The sequence below is a fragment of the Streptomyces barringtoniae genome (genome assembly GCF_020819595.1).
Lineage (GTDB): Bacteria > Actinomycetota > Actinomycetes > Streptomycetales > Streptomycetaceae > Streptomyces > Streptomyces barringtoniae.
Genome location: NZ_JAJHNP010000030.1, coordinates 1 through 18,895 on the forward strand (window position 1 = coordinate 1; position 18,895 = coordinate 18,895).

Below are 18,895 nucleotides of genomic sequence, written 5' to 3' on the forward strand. Positions count from 1 at the left end.
CCCGGCGGTTCGGGTGTTCCGCGGGGCTTTCGGGCCGCTGATGTCGTGGGCGCGGCCCGCAGGTGTTCGGTGCCCGTCTTCACGTCAACGGGGGTTCTTTCGGGGCCACTTGGCCGACGGGTGGGCCGTAGAGTTGCCGCGTGAGCGAGCAGCCTCGCCCTACTCGCGCAGGGCAGCAGGTGCCCCACTCCGACGTGCTCGCCTCCGACGGGGACCGCGAGCGGGCCGTCGAGCGGATACGGGCCGCCGTGGCGGACGGCCGCCTGGCGCCGAGTGAGCTGGACGACCGGCTCGGCCGGGTGCACAGCGCCCGGACGCTCGGCGAGGTAGCGGTCGCCGCACGCGGGCTGCCCGAACCCGGGCCCAGAGGCTCCCTGGTGGTGGACCGGGCGCCCACCTCCCGTTCGCCCTCGGCGTGTTCGGTGTCTTCGCCCGCGAGGGCCGGCGGGTCGTGCCGGAACGACTGGAACGGCCCGGTGCCCCGCGCGTCGTCATCAAAGGCCTGGCGCTGTTCGGCGCCGTCGTCGCGAAGCCGAAGGCGATCCCTCCGCAGAGGGAAACCCCTATGACCTGAGCCGGCGTCTTGTTCCCGCACCCCTCGTGCACTGAGTATGTGCATGACAAACGAAAGGGCGGCCGGAGAACTCCGGTCGCCCAAGTCGTCAGAGGGGACCCCCACATGAACAAGCCTCTCCTTGCCGCGCTCTCCTCCCTGGCCCTGGCCGGGCTGGGCGCCACCCCTGCGGTCGCCGCGCCGCACACCACCGAAAAGCCGGCGGTGACCGTCAACTTCGCCGGCACGGTCGCGCTCAGCAACTGCTCCGGCTCCGTCATCCGCTTCCCCAACTCCGCCGACAGCGACCCGGCGCTCGTCCTCACCAACGGCCACTGCCTGGAGACCGGCTTCCCGGACCCCGGCCAGGTCATCACCGGACAGTCCTCCAGCCGCAGCTTCGGCCTGCTGAACGCCTCCGGAAGCAGGGTCGCCACCCTCCGCGCCAACCAGGTCGTCTACTCGACCATGACGGACACGGACGTCACGATCTACCGGCTGACCACCACCTACGCGCAGATCAAGAGCGCGTACGGGATCAGCCCGCTCACCGTGCACGACACCCACCCCACCGCCGGCACCGCCATCAAGGTCGTCTCCGGCTACTGGAAGCGGACCTACAGCTGCAACGTCGACGGGTTCGTGTACCGGCTGAAGGAGGGCGACTGGACCTGGAAGGACTCCCTGCGCTACACCTCCGCCTGCAACACCATCGGCGGCACCTCCGGCTCCCCGGTGATCGACACCACCACCGGCAAGGTCGTCGCCGTCAACAACACCGGCAACGAGGACGGCGAGACCTGCACGGTCAACAACCCGTGCGAGGTGGACGAGAACGGCAACGTCACCATCCACCAGGGCATCAACTACGCAGAGGAGACCTACCAGATCCCCGCCTGCTTCACCACGGGCAACAAGCTGAACCTCGGCGCAGCCGGCTGCACCCTGCCGAAGCCCTAGCGGACGTCCGTGCGGCGGACGGACCGGCCCGCGAGCACATCCGTACGCTTCCCGTCCTCGATGACGAACCGGCCGTCGACCAGGACGTGCGGGATCCCCGTGGGACGCGTGCGGGGCTCGGCGAAGGTCGCGCCGGGCGCCACCGTCTCCGGGTCGAACAGCACCAGGTCGGCCCGGTACCCCTCGCGCACCAGCCCCCGGTCCGGCAGCCGCAGCCGGGCCGCGGGCCGGGAGGTGAGGTGGGCGACGCACTCCTCCAGGGAGAGGATCCCCAACTCGCGCACGTAGTGGCCGAGATAGCGCGGGAAGGTGCCGTAGGCGCGCGGATGCGGCTTGTCGCCGCGCAGGATGCCGTCCGAGCCGCCGGTGTGGGTGCGGTGCCGCATGATCGTGCGGACGTTGTCCTCGTTGCCGACGTGCTGGAGGATCGTCGTACCGAGCCGGTCCCCGACCAGCAGCCGGCGGGCGGTGTCCCAGGGGGCCTCGCCGCGCAGGGCGGCCGCCTCCCGGACCGTACGGCCCACCAGGTCACCGAGCGCCGGGTCGGTGACGCCGGAGATCTCGATCGTCTGCCACTCCACCGGCACGCCGTGGCAGCCGTCCGAGCCGGTGACCTCCAGGTCGTGCCGGATGCGCGCGGCCGTCGCCGGGTCGGTGAGCCGCGCCAGGACCTCCTCCGGGCCGCCCTCGCTCGCCCAGCTCGGCAGCAGCGCGGCCAGGGTGGTGCAGCCGGGCGTGTAGGGATAGGTGTCGAGGGTGATGTCCGCGCCGGCCTCCAGGGCCGTGTCCAGCAGGGCCAGCAGCTGCGGCGCCCGTCCCTCGTTCACGCCGAAGTTCATCGTCGCGTGGGCCAGATGCAGCGGACACCCGGCCTCCCGGGTCAGGGCGACCATCTCGGCGTACGCCTCCAGCGCGCCGGCGCCGTAGGAGCGGTGGTGCGGGCAGTAGTAGCCGCCGTACGACGCCACCACCCGGCACAGCTCGGTCAGTTCGGCGTCGGGGGCGTACATGCCGGGCGTGTAGGTCAGCCCGGAGGACAGCCCGACCGCGCCCTGCTCCAGCCCTTCTGCGACCAACCGCCGCATCCGGTCGAGCTCTTGCGGGGTCGCCGGGCGGTCCTCCCAGCCGACGGCGAGCGCGCGGACGGTGCCCTGGGGGACGAGGTAGGCCGCGTTGACGGCGATGCCCCGGTCGAGCCGGTCCAGGTAATCGCCGACCGACCGCCAGTCGAAGTCGATGTCGTCGCCGTACCCGTTCCACCCGGTGATCGCCCGCCGCACCTCCTGAAGCGTGCGGTCGTCCACCGGTGCGTACGACAGCCCGTCCTGCCCGAGGACCTCCAGCGTGACCCCCTGCGCGGCCTTCGCGCTGTGGTCGGGGTCGCGCAGCAGGGCGAGGTCGGAGTGGGCGTGCATGTCGATGAAGCCGGGGGAGAGGACCAGGCCCTCCGCGTCGAGCTCCCGCATGGCGCGCGGGCGCTGACAGCCGGCCGCGGATGCCTCCTTGACGATTCCGACGATCCGCCCGCCGTCGACCACCACATCGGCCCGGTACGACGCTCCGCCGCTGCCGTCGACGACGTCGGCGTCCCGGATGACCAGGTCCTCCATGCCGGTCCTCCCGATGTCTAGAAGAACGTGCGGATGTAGTCCACGACCGTCCCGTCGGCCTCGGCCACCGGGATCAGCTGCCACTTGTCGAAGGACGTGCACGGGTGGGACAGCCCGAGGGCGATCCAGTCGCCGACCTCGACGTCCGCGCCCGGTTCCGTGCGCAGCCAGGCGTGCTGGTCGGACAGCCCGGTCACCGTGATCCCGTCGGCGGGGCGCTCGACACCGTTCCGGCGTACCACCTGGGCGGTGGGCAGGTCCAGGTCGTAGGCCGCGTCGCGCTTGCCCGCGTTGGCGAAGGCCTGCTCCGGGGTCGGCCGGGACACGACCTGCGCCCACAACCGGAAGGCGGGCTCCAGGGCGCCCTCCTCCGGGACCCGGGTGAAGGGGGTGAGCCTGCGGTAGTGCCCGTCGTCGTGCGAGACGTACGCCCCCGAGCGCAGCAGCTTCAGCACGGGGAGCGACAGCTCCGGGATCTCCTCGAACACCTCGGCCACCGCGTCGAACCAGGCGCTGCCGCCCGCGCTCACCACGATCTCCTGCGCGTCCTTGAGGAGTCCGGCCCCGTCGAGGCCGGCGGCGAGCGCCACCAGCCGCCGCAGATACGCCCGCACCCGCTCCGGATCGGCCCGCGGCACCTCGCCCTCGTAACCGGCGACGCCCACGAGCCGCAGCGTCCGCGCCCGGGCCACGGCATCGGCGACGGCCCGGGCCTCGGCTTCCGTCCGTACGCCGGTCCGCGCGCCGTCGCCCGCGCCCAGCTCGACCACCACGTCCACGGGCCGGGCGCAGCCCTCGAGCGCGGCGTCCATCAGCTCGGCACCGCGCACGGAGTCGACGTAACAGATGAACCGGAACCCGGGATCGGCGGCGAGCTCGCCCGCGATCCAGCGCAGTGCCGGGGCGTCGACCAGCTCGTTGGCGAGGAAGACCCGCTGGATGCCGAACGCCCGGGCGACACGCACCTGGTGGGGCACCGCCAGCGTGATGCCCCAGGCGCCGTGCTCGATCTGGCGGTGGAAGAGCTGCGGGGCCATGGAGGTCTTGCCGTGCGGGGCGAAGGCGAGGCCGTGCCGGGCGGTGTACGTCTGCATGAGCGCGAGGTTGTGTTCCAGGCGCTCGGCGGACAGGGCGAGGACGGGCGCGGTGAAGCCGTCGGCCTCGGCGAAGAGGTTGCGGCGCTGGGCGGCCAGCTCGCCGACGGTGAGGCCGTCCGCGTCCGGCGGGAGGCCCTTGAAGCGGTGGTCGACGCGTTCCTCGGCCAGCCGGGCGAGCGCTTCGCTGCTCATGGAGCCCCTTTCCTGTCGTTGCACTCTCTGCAACAGTCATTGCACGGATTGCTGAATGGTGTCTAGCATCTCGCCGACATCGGGTCAACGGACCGTGACCCGGGCATCGGACAGGAGTCATCATCAACGACGCTGCTTACGCCGTGAAGGGTGCGGTCATGGAGGTCGTGGACGTGGTCGCGCTCGGCGAGTCCATGGTCACCTTCCTGCCCAGCCGGCCGGGCCGCCTCGCGGACGTACCCTCCTTCGACCGCGCGATCGGCGGCGCCGAGTCCAACGTGGCCTGCGTGCTGGCCGCCGCCGGGCACACCGCGCGGTGGGTGAGCCGCGTGGGAGCGGACGGGTTCGGCCAGCACCTGGTGGAGGGGATCGCCGGGTACGGGGTCGACACGAGCGCCGTGCGCACCGACGCCACCCGGCCCACGGGCATCTACTTCCGCACCGCGGCCGACCGCGCGACCGACACCCACGAGGTGGCGTACTACCGGACCGGCTCCGCAGCCTCCGCCATGGGTGTGGGCAACGTGGACCTGGCGGCGGCACTGGCGGGGCGCGTGCTGCACCTGTCCGGCATCACGGCCGCCCTCTCCGGTGAGTGCCGTGAACTGATGCACGAACTGACGGCCCCCCGTCCCGGCCGGCCGCTGGTCTCCTTCGACGTCAACCACCGGCCCGCGCTGTGGCGCGACACCCCCGACGGACCCGGCGTACTGCTGGAGTTGGCGCGGCGCTCGGACATCGTCTTCGTCGGGGACGACGAGGCGCGTGACGCCTGGGGACTGCACGGCGGACGGTCCATCGTGGCAGCACTGCCCGAACCGGCCGTCGTCGTCGTCAAGCAGGGCAAGGGCGGAGCGACCGCCTTCGACCGGACCACCGACGGCATGGAGGACGCCGACGGCACCGCCACGTTCGTCCGGGCCCCGAACGTCGACGTCGTCGCTCATGTCGGCGCCGGAGACGCCTTCGCCGCCGGATTCCTCTCCGGCACCCTCCGCCGGCTGCCCCTGCGGGACCGCCTACGGCTCGGCCACCTCTTCGCCGCCGCCGCCCTCACCACCCCCGGCGACCTGGCCGCACCCCCCGCCCGGGACCACGCCGACCGGCTGGCCGCCCTGGACGACACCGCATGGGGGAGACTTCGACTCGCCCCCGGCTGGACGCAGGCCGCGCGGGCCACACAGGAGGCGAACACCCCATGAGCCAGACCGTAGACCGCGCCCTGAGCATCCTGCCGCTCCTCGCCGAGGGTCCCGCCGACCTCGGTCGGGTCGCCGACCGTCTGGGCGTGCACAAGTCCACCGCACTCCGCCTCCTGCGCACCCTGCACGAGCACGGCCTCGTCTACCGCCAGTCCGACCAGCGCTACCGCCTCGGCGCCCGCCTCTTCGCCCTCGCCCAGGAGGCGATGGAGAACCTCGACATCCGCGAGATCGCCCACCCCCACCTCGTACGGCTGAACGAGGCCTGCGGGCACACCGTGCACCTCGCCGTGTACGAGGAGGGCGAGGTCCTCTACATCGACAAGGTGGACAGCCGCTACCCGGTCCGCATGTACTCGCGGATCGGCAGGCCCGTCGCCATCACGGTCGCGGCCGTGGCCAAACTCCTCCTCGCCGACCTGCCCGAACCCGAGCGCCGCGCCCTCGCGGACAAGCTCGAATACCCCCTGTACACGGCCCGCTCCACCCCCAACGCCCCCGCGTTCCTGCGGGAGCTCGAGAAGGTCCGCGAACAGGGCTGGGCCACCGACCTCGGTGGCCACGAGGAGTCCATCAACTGCGTCGCCGCCCCCATCCGCGGCGCCGACGGCCGCGTGGTCGCCGCGATGTCGGTGTCCGCGCCGAACGTGGTCGTCACCGCCGAGGAACTCCTCACCCTGCTCCCGCAGGTCCGCCGTACCGCGGACGCGATCAGCGGCGAGTACTCCGGAAGAACGCCAGTCGGTGACCCCGAATGACAGACAGGGACCGTGCATGACCGAGAAGACCGCCCTCACCCCGAAGACCCACACCACCCCGCCCGCCCAGTTCTCCCACGGCGTGAAGAAGGGCAACCTCCTCCAGGTCGCCGGCCAGGTCGGCTTCCTGCCCGCCGAGGAGGGCAAGCCCCCGGCACCGGCCGGTCCCACCCTGCGCGAGCAGACCCTCCAGACCCTCGCCAACGTCCGGGCGATCCTCGAAGAGGGCGGCGCGAACTGGGACGACGTGATGATGATCCGCGTCTACCTCACCGACGTGGACCACTTCGCCGAGATGAACGAGATCTACGACGCCTACTTCGAGGAGCAGGGCCTCACCCAGCCGCCCGCCGCCCGGACCACGGTCTACGTCGGTCTCCCGGCCGGCCTCCTCATCGAGATCGACGCTCTCGCCGTCCTCGGCTGAGCACCTGACGACCCCTCACCGCCCGCACGTCCCTTCACGGCACGGCGGCCCCCACCCCCGGGCCGCCGTGCCGCGATCCCCCCTGCCCGAAAGCACCATGAACTTACGCAGAGGACCCCCGTATGCCCCTCACTTCTGTCATTTCCGTGGCCGCTGCCGCGCCCGCCGCCCCACCCCACACCGGAGGCCTGCTCCTCCTCCTGAACGGCACACCCGGCCTCCTCACGGTCGCAGCGCTGGGCATAGCCCTCCTGCTGTACCTGATCATCAAGGTCCGGCTGCAGCCCTTCGTGGCCCTCCTGGCCGTCTCCATAGCCGTGGGCCTGCTGGCCGGCCTGTCGGTCACCGAGCTCTTCGGCACGGTCCAGCGTTCCGACGCCGTCTCCACCATCGAGTCCGGCATGGGCGGCATCCTCGGCCACGTCGCCATCATCATCGGCCTCGGTACGATGCTCGGCGCGATCCTGGAGGTCAGCGGCGGCGCGGAGGTACTGGCAGGCCGCCTGCTCGGCCTGTTCGGCGAACAGCGCGCCCCTCTCGCAATGGGCCTGACGGGCCTGATCTTCGGCATCCCGGTCTTCTTCGACGTGGGCATCTTCGTCCTGGCACCGCTCGTCTACGCGGCGGCCAAGCGCGGCGGCAAGTCGATCCTCCTCTACTGCCTGCCCCTGCTGGCCGGCCTGTCCATGACCCACGCCTTCCTGCCCCCGCACCCCGGCCCGGTCGCCGCCGCGGGCCTCCTCCACGTCCAGCTCGGCTGGATCATCCTCATGGGCATCGTCTGCGGCATCCCGGCCGTCCTGGCCGCCTGGGCGTACTCCGCCTGGATCGGACAGCGGATCTTCGTCGCCGTACCGCAGGACATGGTCGAGGCGGCGGAGGAGGCCAAGCAGGCGGTCGTGGCCGAACAGCGCGCCCAGGGAGTGGAACCCCAGGAGCGTCCGGTCCCGCTCGCCACGGTCCTGGCCATCATCGGCACACCGCTCATCCTGATCCTCGCGGCCACCTTCTCCTCGATTGCCCTGGACCCGTCCCCCGCCCGCTCGGTCCTGGAGTTCTTCGGCCACCCGTTCGTGGCCCTGACCATCGCCTTGCTGATGGCCTACTACCTGCTGGGCCTGCGCCGTGGCTGGTCCCGCAAGTCCCTGGAGACGGTGTCCACTTCCTCGCTCAAGCCGGTCGGCAACATCCTGCTGGTGGTGGGCGCGGGCGGGGTCTTCGGTGCCGTACTGAAGGCGAGCGGGGTGGCCCAGGCCCTGTCGGACACCTTCCACGGCGTGGGCCTGCCGGTGATCGTCCTGTCGTACCTGATCTCGCTGGTCCTGCGGGTGGCCCAGGGCTCGGCGACGGTGGCGATCGTGACGACGGCGGGCATCGTGGCGCCCCTGCTCTCGGAGGGCCACCACTCGCAGCCCTTCGTGGCCCTGGTCATCATGGCCATCTCGGCCGGCTCCATCTTCGCCTCGCACGTCAACGACGGCGGTTTCTGGATGGTGGCCAAGTACTTCGGCATCAGCGAACGGGACACGCTGCGGACGTGGACGGTCCTGGAGTCGGTGCTGTCGGTGGCGGGGTTCGCGGTGGCGGCGGTGGTGAGCGTGTTCGTGTGAACGTGACGTGAGTGATACCGGGGATGAGCGGGCTGACTGGTTCCGGCACAGGGAAGTCGTCCATACTGCCGCCGTGGAGCAGCGCATAGGAGCGAGCAGCAAGCCGTCCGAGGCCGAGCCGTTGAAGGCCGAGCCCCTGACGGGCGCCGGTTTCGACCCGGCGTTCATCCCCGGAATCACGGTTCCGGCACAGGCCGGGTCCGGCGAGCCGGAGCCGGAGGACGCGGTGGCGTCGGCGGAGCCGGCGGAATCCGCAGAGCCGGAGGACTCGAAGGCGCCCGGAAAGACAGAGGCGACCGGGACGTCCGGGGAAGCCACGGAGTCCGCGGACGGCGAAGGCCCGGACGGCGGCCCGGTCTTCGAGGCCTCCGACCGCCGGGCGAAGATCGTGGCCGACCGCAAGGGCGTCCGCCTCCGCCTGGACGAGGAGGCCTGCGAGTTCCGCTGGGACGAGATCGCGGCGGTCGAGACGGAGTCCCCCCGCTTCGGCAAGCGCTACACGATCACCGTGCACACGCCGGACCGCCGCTGGTTCCCGATCGAGATCGAGGCGACGACGAAGTCCCGCTTCAAGGAGTGGGACGAGCAGTTGGACGCGGTGCTGGACGCGTACTTCGAGGACGCCGAATAGTCCCCTTCGGAGCGTCGAGCCGGTGAATGAAGTCACGCGAACCACCGGGGGCCGGTGAGACGGCGCGGCCCGGACGTCCGACGATGGCCCTGCGCTGCATCGGGTGCCCCGCCCACAGGTCCACATCGCTGCTTCTGTGGGGGAGTCGGAGGAGGGGCGGGGCCGGGACGTCACCAGGGGGCGGCCGCCTCCAGTTCGGTGATGCTGCCCGACATGATCGTCCGCACGTGCTCGGTGATGTGCTGCGGCGGCCAGTCCCACCAGCCACCGCCGGCAGCCGGGCGATGTCCTGGTCGTCGTAGCGGGTGCGGAGGAGGCGGGCCGGGTTGCCGCCGACGATGCCGTAGTCGGGTACGTCGGCGGTGACCACCGCGCCGGTGGCGATGAACGCGCCGTGTCCGACCCGCACGCCCGGCATCACCGTGGTGCCGTGGCCGAACCAGACGTCGTTGCCGACGACGGTGTCCCCGCGGTTGGGCAGGCCGGTGAGCAGGTCGAAGAGCTCGGCCCAGGAGCCGCCCATGGTGGGGAGGGGAAGGCCGAGGGGCCGTCCATGCGGTGGTTGGCGCCGTTCATGATGAACCGCACTCCCGTGCCCAGCGCGCAGAACCTGCCGATGACCAGCTTCTCCGGCCCGTAGTGGTGGAGCACGTTGCGTGTCTCGAAGGCGGTCGGGTCGTCCGGGTCGTCGTAGGAGGAGTACTCCCCGACCTCGATCAGCGGGGAGGTCACCAGCGGTTCGAGCAGCACCACCCGTGACCCGTCCGTGATCGCCGCGCCGAGCCGTCCCGGACACCCATGTGTCCCCGGCGTCGACAATATGCGGCGACGCCCGGACCCTTTCACGGCCCGGGCGTCGTCACATCACGGGATGGATCTCAGGTCAGGGCAGTGCGTGCACATGCGCCCCCACCGCGTTCGACCAGGCCTTCCCCGCCGACGCGTCCCAGTTCGTCGACCAGGTCATCGCGCCCCGCAGGTCCGGATAGGTCTTGGACGGCTTGAAGGTGCCGCAGTTGGTGCCGGCCGTCAGGCAGTCCAGGGCGTTGTTCACCACGGTGGGTGACACGTAGCCGCTGCCCGCCGCGCTGGTCGACGCCGGGAGGCCGAGGCCCACCTGGGAGGGGGCGAGGCCGCCCTGGAGCTGGATGCAGGCCAGGGCCGTCAGGAAGTCCACGGAACCCTGGCTGTAGACCTTGCCGTCGCAGCCCAGCATGGAACCGCTGTTGTAGTACTGCATGTTGACGACCGTGAGGATGTCCTTCACGTTCAGGGCCGTCTGGAAGTACCCGTTCGACGTCGACTGCATGTCGATCGTCTGCGGGGCCATCGTGATGATCAGGGACGAGCCGGCCTTCGCGGACAGGGCGCGGAGCGCCTGGGTCATGTACGTCGCGTTGAGGCCGTTCTCCAGGTCGATGTCCACGCCGTCGAAGCCGTACGTCTGCATGAGGGAGTAGACCGAGTTCGCGAAGTTCGTCGCCGACGTCGAGTCGCTCACCGACACCGTGCCGTTCTGGCCGCCGATCGAGACGATCACCTTCTTGCCGGCCGCCTGCTTGGCCTTGATGTCCGCCTTGAACTGGTCGACGGTGTAGCCGCCCAGGCCGGAGGAGTCCAGATTGAAGGTGACCGCGCCCGGCGTCGACGTGGCGTCCGCGAAGGCCACCGCGATGATGTCGTACGACGACGGGACGTCCGACAGCTTCTGGACCGTCGCGCCGTTGTTGAAGTTCTGCCAGTAGCCGGTCACCGCGTGCTTGGGCAGCGACCCACCGCCACCGCCGCTGCTGCCGGAGCCCGTCGTGGCGGACACCGTCGCCGACCTCGCCGACTCGCCCGCCGCGTTCGTCGCCGTCACCTGGAAGGAGTACGAGGTCGAGGCCGTCAGGCCCGTCACCGTCGCCGAGGTGCCCGTCACAGCCGTCACCTTGGTGCCGTCGCGGTAGACGTTGTAGCCCGTCGCGCCCGAGACCGGGGACCAGGACAGGGAGACGGAGGAGGACGTCGTGGCGGAGACCGTCACGCCGGTGGGAGCCGCCGGGATCGTCGGGGCCGGGTCGCCGCCTCCGCCGCCGTCGGGGCCGTAGACCGAGACGTCGTCGGCGTAGTAGGCCGCCTGGCCGTACCAGCCGTGGGTGTAGACCGTGACCGACGTCGTCGACGCTCCTGTGGTGAAGGTCGTGGACAGCTGCTTCCAGGTCGTCGTGTCCGGCGTCCACGTGGACACGTCCGTCGTGCCCGTGCCCGTCACGCCCAGGTAGGAGTAGCCGCCCTGCACCCACGCGCTCAGCGTGTACGTCGAGTTGGGCTTGACCGCGACCGTCTGGGTGCACTGGGCGTCGTCCTGGCCGGCCGGGGTCGCCTTCAGCGCGGAGGAACCGGAGTGCACCGGGGAGGAGACCGTCGTGCCGCTGCCGGCGGTGCACGTCCAGTCGGACAGGCCCGACTCGAAGCCGGCGTTCGCGGCGTTGTTGACGTCCGCCGCGGAGGCCGGGGTCGCGGCGAGCCCTGCGACGGAGAGGGCCAGGGCGGTGGCGGCGGACCACAGGGTGATTCGCCGTCCACGGGGTCTGGGTATGCCTGGTGCATGGTCCACTGGGGCCTCCGGTGGGGAAGTGGAGTTCGGGGAGGGAGCCTTGGCGGGGAGGGGAGAGGGGAGGGGGGAGATGCGGTGCCACCGTTGGGCATACAAGTTGGTCCAGACCAATCTGGGTGTCAAGAGGTCCAGACCAAAACCATTTCCGGTTCGCCGCTCAACCTGTCCGTATTTGGCCGGAGTTGTGGCCAGAGAGTTCCACGCGGGCTTCACAAACGCTGTTCTCCGGTCATACGGCCGTGGATACAGTGCTCACGTAGTCACGCAGTGAAGTCGTCCTGGCGCACGGGAGTTACCTCCGTGGGCCGGCGGGTGTGAAGAGCGGGGAGTTGCGCGTGCCAACTGCCATTGCCGTGACCAGTGCCGACATGGCGCTGCCGGCGCAGGACGAACGGACCATGCCGGCCGTCGTGCTGGGCGGCCTCGACCAGCGGCCCCTGGAGCACGCGCTCACCGAACTCCACACCCTGACCGAGCAGTACGGCTATCTGATCGTCGTCTGCTCGACCGCCACGCCGAAGCCGGTCGTACGGCGGCTGCACACCCTGCGCTCGCTGCTGGAGAGCGACCGTATCGCCCTCTTCCGGCCCGAACTTCCGCCCCTCGGCATCGCCGTGCTCGCCCGGCAGCTGCGGCAACTCGCCTCCTGCGACCTCAGCCCGGGCGTCCTCGCCTCCGCCGGGCGGCTGCTCACCCACTACATCCACGCCGGTGCCGTGCTCGGCTCGGTCGCCAGGCTGGACCGCGTACCGGTCGGCCTCAAGGCACACGCCAAGTCCTGGGTGCCGGGGAGCCAGTTCGCCGTACTCGCGCATCCCGAACCGCAGCTCGTGCGCACGGCTCCCGGTGCCACGCTCAAAGGGCCCGAGTTCAACACCTGGATGCTCGTCGCCAAAGGGCAGCAGACGCAGGGTGACTGGGTCTCCGGGCTCGCCGGGCAGTGGAGCGTGCACGGGCTGCGCGAGGTCCCGCTGCCCGCCGAGTCCCCGGTGTGGTGGGGCACGGGCCGCATGACCGAGTTCTGCAGCTACCTCGCCGATCTGTCGGTTCTCTACCAACTCGTCACGTCGGTACGGCAGACCACCTGTCACTGGTGCGGACTGGACGTCATCGGCGACCGCTGTGTCTTCTGCTCCGCCACCCCGCCCGCCCACGAACCCGCCGCGCCCCGCGCCCTGGAACAGCGCACGCCCGCCTGACCCGACCAGCACGTCCCCAGCCCGCTCGACCGATTCCCCCAATGAGGTTGCACGGTTCATGAACTCCCGTCAGCGCCGCGGCGTGATACTCCTGATCCTGTCGGTCCTGTGCGCTCTGGGCGCGTTCGCCGGCGTGCTCTCCGTCGTCCACAACGTCAATTCCAAGGTCGGGCCCGAGGTCACCGCCTACCGGGTGCGCTCCGACGTGAAGCCGTACACCACCCTGGACGCCGGCCAGTTCGAGAAGACCGAGATGCCCAAGCGGTGGCTGTCGGACAACGCGGTCACCGATCTGCGGCAGATCCAGGGCAAGATCGCGGTCACCACCCTGCGCAAGGGTTCCCTGCTCCAGACCGACATGATCGTCGACCAGCCCGCCCTCCAGCCCGGACAGCAGGAGGTCGCCATCATGATCGACGCGGCGACCGGCGTGGCGGGGAAGATCACCCCGGGATCGCACGTCAACGTGTACGCCACCTTCGCCGGAAAGAAGGAAGGCGACCCGGACCAGTCGAAGATCATCGTCACGGACGCACGGGTCCTCGACGTCGGCCAGATCACCGCCCTCGACCCGGACCAGAGCAAGAACCAGCAGCAGCCCAGCGAGGCCGTCCCCATCACCTTCGCGCTGTCCACCCTCGACGCCCAGCGCATCACCTACGCCGAGTCCTTCGCCCAGCGCGTCCGGCTCGCGCTGGTGGCCCCCGGCGGCGAGACCAGCGTCCCGGACAAGGACCGCACCTACGAACTCGCGACGGACAAGTGAGAGGCGGCCCGCATGCCTACCAGGATCCTCCCGGCGGGAGCCGACCCGGACGCCGTACGCTCCCTCACCACCCTGCTCAGCCAGCTCCCCGACGCCGAACCGCAGCCACCGGTCGGTGACTCCACCCAGCTGGTCGACACCCTCGCCCGGCTCGCCGCCGAGTCCGTGGACGAACTGCCCGAGGTCGTGGTCGTCCACGAGCGGATCGGCCCGGTCCCGGCCCTGGAGCTGATCCGCGAGGTCGCGCTCCGCTTCCCCGCCGTCGGCGTCATCCTCGTCACCACCGACGCCGGCCCCGGCCTGTTCTCCGCCGCCATGGACTCCGGCGCCCGCGGCCTGGTCGCGCTCCCGCTGGCCTACGAGGAACTCGCCAGCCGGGTCCAGGCGGTCGCCCAGTGGTCGACGGGGGTACGGCGTCATCTCGGCCACGGCGCCTCCGACGTGCTCGGCGGGGCCGGCGGCACCGTCGTCACGGTCAGCGGTGCCAAGGGAGGCGTGGGCGCCACCCTGGCGGCGATCCAGCTGGCCCTCGCCGCACAGGCCTCCGGCCGGCCGACGGCGCTGGTCGACCTCGACCTCCAGGCCGGTGACATCGCCTCCTACCTGGACATCCAGTTCCGGCGGTCCGTCGCCGACCTCGCCGCCATCACCGACATCTCGCCCCGCGTCCTCGCCGACGCCGTCTTCCGCCACGACACCGGGCTCGCCCTGCTCCTCGCACCCGGCGAGGGCGAACGCGGCGAGGAGGTCACCGACCGCGCCGCCCGCCAGACCGTCAGCGCCCTGCGCTCCCGCTACGAAGTGGTCGTCGTCGACTGCGGCGCCCAGCTGAGCGGTGCGGGCGCCGCCGTGGTGGAGATGGCCGACATCGCACTCCTGGTCACCACCCCGGACGTCATCGCCGTCCGCGCCGCCAAACGGACCGTACGGATGTGGGACCGGCTGCAGATCCGCAAGGCCGAGGAGACGACGGTGGTCGTCAACCGGTACACGCGCAGTACGGAGATCCAGCCGGCGCTGGTGCAGCGCATCACCGGCACGGCACTGGCGCGCACGGCCGTGCCCGCCAACTTCAAGGAACTGCAGGCGACCGTTGACGCCGGCCGGGTGCACGAGCTCGACAGCAGGAGTTCCGTGAAACAGGCGTTGTGGGCGCTCGCGGGGGAGTTGGGGCTGGTGAGGGCGGCCGACGGGGCTGCGGGCCATCGGGGCAGCGGGCGTGGCCCGGGCGGATTCCGGCGACGGAAGGAGTGAGTGCTCCATGAGAAGGCCGGGAGGAGACCGGGGGCAGGTGAGCATCGAGTTCCTCGGGATGACGCCGCTGATCGTTCTGACGCTGGTGCTCGTGTGGCAGGCCGTGCTCGTGGGGTACACCTTCACGCTCGCCGGGAATGCTGCGGATGAGGCGGTGCGGGCGGGGACGGCGGCGGCGCCGGGTGGCGCGAGGGATGCGGCCTGCTCGACGGCGGGACTCAAGCACCTGTCGGCGGCGTGGAGGGGGAGCGCGGAAGTGTCCTGTGGCGGGAGCGGCTATGTGACGGCCGACGTCAAGCTGCACGTCCCCGTCCTCTTCCCCGGCCTGATCGACTTCCCGGCCACGGTGACCGGCCACGCCGGCGCCGTCGAGGAGGTGAAGCACTGAGATGCCGTACCGACGCGGACGGCGGGACAGGGGCCAGGTCGCCATCGAGTACCTCGGGTTCGTCCCGATCCTCCTGATCGTGGCCATGGCCGGCATCCAGATCGGGGCCGTCGCCTACGCCGCCGAGCAGGCCAGTACGGCGGCCCGGGCGGGGGCGCGGGCCGCGTCCCTGGAGCAGGACCCGCAGCAGGCGTGCGCTCAGGCGGTCAGCGGCGCACTCACGGTGCGGTGCGACAGGGGAGGCGGTGCTGCCGGCTCGGTCACCGTCACCGCCACCGTGGACATCCCCCAGATCGTCCCCGGCTGGCACTTCGACCCCGCCGTCAAGTCCGCCACCATGCCGCTCGACCACTAGGCGAGGAGATGCCGACATGAGCCTGCGGGCACGCATCAGCACTCCGGAGGAGCACGGCAGCCGGGGCGAGGACGGTCATCTGGTCGCCTCCTACCGGGCCAAGCTGCTGGAGGAGATCGACCTCGCGGAGATGAGTTCGCTCGCGGCGGCCGAACGCCGGGCACGGCTCGAGCGGGTGCTCGGGCACATCATCAGCCGGGAGGGCCCGGTGCTGTCGACCGTGGAGCGCTCGCAGCTGATCCGCCGGGTGGTGGACGAGGCGCTGGGCCTCGGCATCCTGGAGCCGTTGCTGGAGGACGCGTCGATCACCGAGATCATGGTGAACGGCCCCGATGCGATCTTCGTCGAACGAGGCGGCCGAGTCGAGCAGTTGCCCCTGCGGTTCGTCTCCTCGGACCAGCTGATGCAGACCATCGAGCGGATCGTGTCCACCGTCAACCGGCGGGTGGACGAGTCGAACCCGATGGTCGACGCCCGGCTGCCCTCCGGCGAGCGCGTGAACGTCATCATCCCGCCGCTGTCGCTGACCGGCCCGATCCTCACCATCCGCCGCTTCCCGCGCTCCTTCACCCTCCAGGAGCTGATCTCGTTCGGCTCCCTCGACGAGCACATGGTGTACCTGCTCGCGGGGCTGGTGCAGGCGAAGTTCAACATCATCGTCTCCGGGGCCACGGGGACCGGCAAGACGACCCTGTTGAATGCGCTGTCGGGTCTGATCCCGTCCCACGAGCGCATCATCACCATCGAGGACTCCGCCGAGCTCCAGCTCCAGCAGACCCACGTGGTCCGGCTGGAGTCGCGGCCGCCGAACGTCGAGGGCCAGGGCCAGGTCACCATCCGCGACCTGGTCCGCAACTCGCTGCGCATGCGCCCGGACCGGATCGTGGTCGGTGAGGTCCGCGGCGGCGAGTCCCTCGACATGCTCCAGGCGATGTCGACGGGCCACGACGGATCGCTGGCGACCGTGCACGCCAACAGCGCGGAGGACGCCCTGACCCGGCTGCAGACCCTCGCCTCCATGTCCGACGTGGAGGTCCCCTTCGTGGCCCTGCACGACCAGATCAACAGCGCGGTCGACGTCATCGTCCAGCTCACCCGGTTCGCCGACGGCGCCCGCCGGATCACCGAGATCGCGCTGCTCGACAGCCACGGCGGGGAGCCGTACCGGATCGCGACCGTGGCCCGGTTCGACGCGCAGCCCATGACCCCCGACGGCCGCGTGTACGGCAGCTTCCAGTACTTCCCGCTGCCCCGCCGTGCCGCCGACCGCCTCTACATGGCGAGCCAGCCCGTCCCGCAGGCCTTCGGAGTCGCCCACTCCGTGGACCAGCTCGCCACCCGAGAAGCCAGGTAGGCCGCCCATGGAACTCCACACCCTCGTCCAGCTCACCACCGGTGCGACGCTGCTGGCCTGCGTCCTGGCGGTGGCCGGCGTGCACGCCTACGCCTCGGGCCGAGCCCAGCGCGCCGCCCTCGTGGACCGGCTCACCCACACCGGCCCGGTCCCGGCGACCGGCCGCAGGCGCCGCTTCCGCGACCTGGACCGGCGACTGCGCCGCACCCGCCTCGGCCGCTGGCTGGAACTCCGGCTGGCCGCGACCGGGCTGGACGTCACCCCGGGCGAGTTCTTCGTCTACATCCTGGCCACGGTCGCCGCGCTCTGGCTGATCGGCCAGGCCACCCTCGCCCCCTTCTTCGGCCCGATCGCCGGCCTCCTCGGCGTCTGGGCGGCCGTGCAGTTCCTCAACTGGCAGCGGCAGAAACGCATCGAACGCTTCATCAACCAACTCCCCGAACTCGCCCGCATCCTGGCCAACGCCACCCAGGCGGGCCTCGCCCTGCGCACCGCGATCGGCATGGCGGCGGAGGAACTGGAGGCCCCGGCGGGCGAGGAACTGGGCAAGGTCAGCGACCAGTTGGCCATCGGCCACTCCCTCGACGACGCGCTGGGCGAGCTGGCGGACCGGCTGCCGTCCCGGGAGCTGGTCGTCCTCGTCACGACCCTGGTCCTGTCCAACCGGGCAGGAGGCCAGGTGGTGTCGGCCCTGCGGAACCTGACCGAGACCCTGGAGGAACGCAAGGAGACCCGGCGCGAGATCCGCACCCAGCTCTCCCAGGTGACCATGACGTCGTACGCCGTCCCCGTCCTCGGAGTCGGCGCGCTCTTCCTCATGAACGGCGTCAAGGACGGCGCGCTGGCCCGCATGACCGGCTCACCGGCCGGCCAGGCCTGCGTGCTCATCGCGTTCGCCATGTACGCCGTCGGATTCGTCCTCATCCGGCGCCTGAGCCGGATCGACGTGTGAGGGGGGCGGCCCGGTGATCGGACTCCTGCTCGCACTCCTGATGGGCCTCGGCGTCTGGGGCGCCTTCGCCGGCCTGCGCATGTACCGCGCGGAGGCGAAACTCCCCGGTGACCTGGCGGTGGCCCTGGAGGTCGGCGCCACCCGCACCGGCGCCGTGGGCTCGGTCGTCGACCGGATGGGCATGCGCTACGCCCCCGCCGTGCTGCGCCTGATGGGCCCGCGCCTGGTGGCCAAGTACCGCCGCAAGATCGACCTCGCCGGCAACCCCGGCGGCCTGACCATCGACCGCTACGCCGCCCGCCGCGCGGTCTACGGCGCGCTGGGCGCGGTCGGCTGCCTGGTGTTCCTGTTGCGGGGCCAGTGGTTCGTGGCCGTGCTCCTGCTCCTGTTCGGCGCCTTCTGGACCGAGGTCGGCATCTGGTCGGCGATCCGCGTCCGCAAGGACGTCATCGAGCGCACGCTGCCGGACTTCCTGGACGTGCTGGCGGTGGTGGTCAGCGCGGGGCTGGGCTTCCGCCAGGCCCTGGACCGGGTGGCGACGAGGTACGAGGGCCCATGGGCGGACGAACTGAGCATCACCCTCCGCCAGATGGACCTCGGCATGAGCCGCCGCCAGGCCTTCGCGGAGCTGAGGCGGAGGAACGACTCGGAACAGGTGGCGATGTTCGTGACGGCACTGCAGCAGGGGGAGGAGCTGGGCGCCCCGATCGTGGACACACTGGTCTCGCTGGCCAAGGACATGCGCCGCACCGACGCCCAGAACGCCCGCCGCAAGGCCGCGCGCGCGGTGCCCAGGGCCACACTGATGATCACCACGTTCATGGTCCCGGCCACGATGCTCCTGCTGGGCGCGGGCCTGATCCTCGGCTCCGGCGTGGACTTCGGCTCGCTCACGGGGAAGTGAGCGGACGTGACGGTGGCGGGACTGACGGGACGCGGCGGAGGACGGCACTTCGGCGGCGGCCGGGTGCGGGCGGCCGCCGGCCGG

The 18,895-nt window shown here is 71.2% G+C and carries 18 protein-coding genes and 2 pseudogenes; 16 read left to right on the forward strand and 4 right to left on the reverse strand.

The features are described from left to right. Nucleotides 1-248: 248 nt before the first annotated feature. From LMU33_RS42130 to LMU33_RS37235, 3 genes and pseudogenes are all read left to right on the forward strand, one after another. Nucleotides 249-293: pseudogene (locus LMU33_RS42130) on the forward strand (hypothetical protein); the annotation flags it as partial. A 122-nt stretch (nucleotides 294-415) separates the two neighbouring features. Further along, nucleotides 416-574, forward strand: coding sequence for a hypothetical protein (locus LMU33_RS37230; RefSeq protein ID WP_228625834.1), 159 nt, complete (start codon nucleotides 416-418; stop codon nucleotides 572-574). Between the two features lie 105 nt (nucleotides 575-679). Continuing rightward, nucleotides 680-1,513 (forward strand): trypsin-like serine peptidase, encoded by an 834-nt coding sequence (locus LMU33_RS37235; RefSeq protein ID WP_228625836.1) that lies wholly within the window; start codon nucleotides 680-682, stop codon nucleotides 1,511-1,513. Here the strand turns inward: LMU33_RS37235 and LMU33_RS37240 are convergent. Further along, complete coding sequence (locus tag LMU33_RS37240; RefSeq protein WP_228625838.1) at nucleotides 1,510-3,123, reverse strand: N-acyl-D-amino-acid deacylase family protein; 1,614 nt, start codon at nucleotides 3,121-3,123, stop codon at nucleotides 1,510-1,512. The two genes, LMU33_RS37235 and LMU33_RS37240, sit on opposite strands and share 4 nt — an antisense overlap. A gap of 17 nt (nucleotides 3,124-3,140) precedes the next feature. Beyond that, nucleotides 3,141-4,412 carry an amino acid deaminase gene (locus tag LMU33_RS37245; RefSeq protein WP_228625840.1) on the reverse strand — a complete coding sequence of 424 codons (1,272 nt, stop codon included), beginning with the start codon at nucleotides 4,410-4,412 and terminating at the stop codon, nucleotides 3,141-3,143. Between the two features lie 158 nt (nucleotides 4,413-4,570). On the opposite strand from LMU33_RS37245, the gene LMU33_RS37250 reads away from it, so the two are divergent. From LMU33_RS37250 to LMU33_RS37270, 5 genes are all read left to right on the forward strand, one after another. Next, entirely contained in the window at nucleotides 4,571-5,614 is a 1,044-nt protein-coding gene (locus LMU33_RS37250; RefSeq protein WP_228625842.1) for a sugar kinase, read from the forward strand. Further along, the gene (locus tag LMU33_RS37255; RefSeq protein WP_228625844.1) at nucleotides 5,611-6,372 is read left to right on the forward strand and encodes an IclR family transcriptional regulator; all 762 of its coding nucleotides are present in this window, start codon (nucleotides 5,611-5,613) and stop codon (nucleotides 6,370-6,372) included. The genes LMU33_RS37250 and LMU33_RS37255 overlap by 4 nt, the downstream gene beginning before the upstream one ends. A gap of 16 nt (nucleotides 6,373-6,388) precedes the next feature. After that, nucleotides 6,389-6,799 carry a RidA family protein gene (locus tag LMU33_RS37260; protein ID WP_228625845.1) on the forward strand — a complete coding sequence of 137 codons (411 nt, stop codon included), beginning with the start codon at nucleotides 6,389-6,391 and terminating at the stop codon, nucleotides 6,797-6,799. Nucleotides 6,800-6,921: 122 nt separating this feature from the next. After that, nucleotides 6,922-8,409 carry a GntP family permease gene (locus tag LMU33_RS37265; protein ID WP_228625848.1) on the forward strand — a complete coding sequence of 496 codons (1,488 nt, stop codon included), beginning with the start codon at nucleotides 6,922-6,924 and terminating at the stop codon, nucleotides 8,407-8,409. A 73-nt stretch (nucleotides 8,410-8,482) separates the two neighbouring features. Further along, nucleotides 8,483-9,040, forward strand: a complete 558-nt coding sequence (locus tag LMU33_RS37270) for a hypothetical protein (RefSeq protein ID WP_228625849.1) — start codon at nucleotides 8,483-8,485, stop codon at nucleotides 9,038-9,040. Nucleotides 9,041-9,210: 170 nt separating this feature from the next. Here LMU33_RS37270 and LMU33_RS37275 read toward each other — a convergent pair. After that, a pseudogene (locus tag LMU33_RS37275) lies at nucleotides 9,211-9,811 on the reverse strand (CatB-related O-acetyltransferase). Between the two features lie 112 nt (nucleotides 9,812-9,923). Continuing rightward, nucleotides 9,924-11,639, reverse strand: a complete 1,716-nt coding sequence (locus LMU33_RS37280; RefSeq protein WP_228625851.1) for a chitinase — start codon at nucleotides 11,637-11,639, stop codon at nucleotides 9,924-9,926. 314 nt (nucleotides 11,640-11,953) lie between these two features. Here LMU33_RS37280 and LMU33_RS37285 point away from each other — a divergent pair, with 314 nt between their 5' ends. From LMU33_RS37285 to LMU33_RS37320, 8 genes are read left to right on the forward strand one after another with little or no spacing between them, the layout of a single operon-like run. Further along, entirely contained in the window at nucleotides 11,954-12,838 is an 885-nt protein-coding gene (locus LMU33_RS37285; RefSeq protein ID WP_372478131.1) for a hypothetical protein, read from the forward strand. Nucleotides 12,839-12,896: 58 nt separating this feature from the next. Continuing rightward, nucleotides 12,897-13,604 (forward strand): Flp pilus assembly protein CpaB, encoded by a 708-nt coding sequence (gene cpaB, locus LMU33_RS37290; RefSeq protein ID WP_228625853.1) that lies wholly within the window; start codon nucleotides 12,897-12,899, stop codon nucleotides 13,602-13,604. A 12-nt stretch (nucleotides 13,605-13,616) separates the two neighbouring features. Further along, a complete protein-coding gene (locus LMU33_RS37295; protein WP_228625855.1) occupies nucleotides 13,617-14,858 on the forward strand; it encodes a CpaE/TadZ family protein in 1,242 nt (413 codons plus the stop codon). A 7-nt stretch (nucleotides 14,859-14,865) separates the two neighbouring features. Further along, nucleotides 14,866-15,246, forward strand: coding sequence for a TadE family protein (locus tag LMU33_RS37300; RefSeq protein ID WP_228625857.1), 381 nt, complete (start codon nucleotides 14,866-14,868; stop codon nucleotides 15,244-15,246). Between the two features lies 1 nt (nucleotide 15,247). Continuing rightward, on the forward strand, nucleotides 15,248-15,601 hold the full coding sequence (locus LMU33_RS37305) for a TadE/TadG family type IV pilus assembly protein (protein WP_228625859.1): 354 nt from the start codon (nucleotides 15,248-15,250) through the stop codon (nucleotides 15,599-15,601). Nucleotides 15,602-15,617: 16 nt separating this feature from the next. Then, nucleotides 15,618-16,955: a TadA family conjugal transfer-associated ATPase gene (locus LMU33_RS37310; RefSeq protein WP_228625861.1), complete on the forward strand. Its 1,338-nt coding sequence runs from the start codon at nucleotides 15,618-15,620 to the stop codon at nucleotides 16,953-16,955. A 7-nt stretch (nucleotides 16,956-16,962) separates the two neighbouring features. Then, a complete protein-coding gene (locus tag LMU33_RS37315) occupies nucleotides 16,963-17,907 on the forward strand; it encodes a type II secretion system F family protein (protein ID WP_228625863.1) in 945 nt (314 codons plus the stop codon). Between the two features lie 16 nt (nucleotides 17,908-17,923). Further along, entirely contained in the window at nucleotides 17,924-18,811 is an 888-nt protein-coding gene (locus LMU33_RS37320) for a DUF5936 domain-containing protein (protein WP_228625987.1), read from the forward strand. Nucleotides 18,812-18,895: the final 84 nt, after the last annotated feature.

What these genes read in the sequence shown, in the direction of transcription:
- LMU33_RS37235 (WP_228625836.1), top strand. Translation starts at nt 680, where the DNA reads ATGAACAAGCCTCTCCTTGCCGCGCTCTCCTCCCTGGCCCTGGCCGGG.
- LMU33_RS37240 (WP_228625838.1), bottom strand. Translation starts at nt 3,123, where the DNA reads ATGGAGGACCTGGTCATCCGGGACGCCGACGTCGTCGACGGCAGCGGC.
- LMU33_RS37245 (WP_228625840.1), bottom strand. Translation starts at nt 4,412, where the DNA reads ATGAGCAGCGAAGCGCTCGCCCGGCTGGCCGAGGAACGCGTCGACCAC.
- LMU33_RS37250 (WP_228625842.1), top strand. Translation starts at nt 4,571, where the DNA reads ATGGAGGTCGTGGACGTGGTCGCGCTCGGCGAGTCCATGGTCACCTTC.
- LMU33_RS37255 (WP_228625844.1), top strand. Translation starts at nt 5,611, where the DNA reads ATGAGCCAGACCGTAGACCGCGCCCTGAGCATCCTGCCGCTCCTCGCC.
- LMU33_RS37260 (WP_228625845.1), top strand. Translation starts at nt 6,389, where the DNA reads ATGACCGAGAAGACCGCCCTCACCCCGAAGACCCACACCACCCCGCCC.
- LMU33_RS37265 (WP_228625848.1), top strand. Translation starts at nt 6,922, where the DNA reads ATGCCCCTCACTTCTGTCATTTCCGTGGCCGCTGCCGCGCCCGCCGCC.
- cpaB (WP_228625853.1), top strand. Translation starts at nt 12,897, where the DNA reads ATGAACTCCCGTCAGCGCCGCGGCGTGATACTCCTGATCCTGTCGGTC.
- LMU33_RS37295 (WP_228625855.1), top strand. Translation starts at nt 13,617, where the DNA reads ATGCCTACCAGGATCCTCCCGGCGGGAGCCGACCCGGACGCCGTACGC.
- LMU33_RS37300 (WP_228625857.1), top strand. Translation starts at nt 14,866, where the DNA reads ATGAGAAGGCCGGGAGGAGACCGGGGGCAGGTGAGCATCGAGTTCCTC.
- LMU33_RS37305 (WP_228625859.1), top strand. Translation starts at nt 15,248, where the DNA reads ATGCCGTACCGACGCGGACGGCGGGACAGGGGCCAGGTCGCCATCGAG.
- LMU33_RS37310 (WP_228625861.1), top strand. Translation starts at nt 15,618, where the DNA reads ATGAGCCTGCGGGCACGCATCAGCACTCCGGAGGAGCACGGCAGCCGG.
- LMU33_RS37315 (WP_228625863.1), top strand. Translation starts at nt 16,963, where the DNA reads ATGGAACTCCACACCCTCGTCCAGCTCACCACCGGTGCGACGCTGCTG.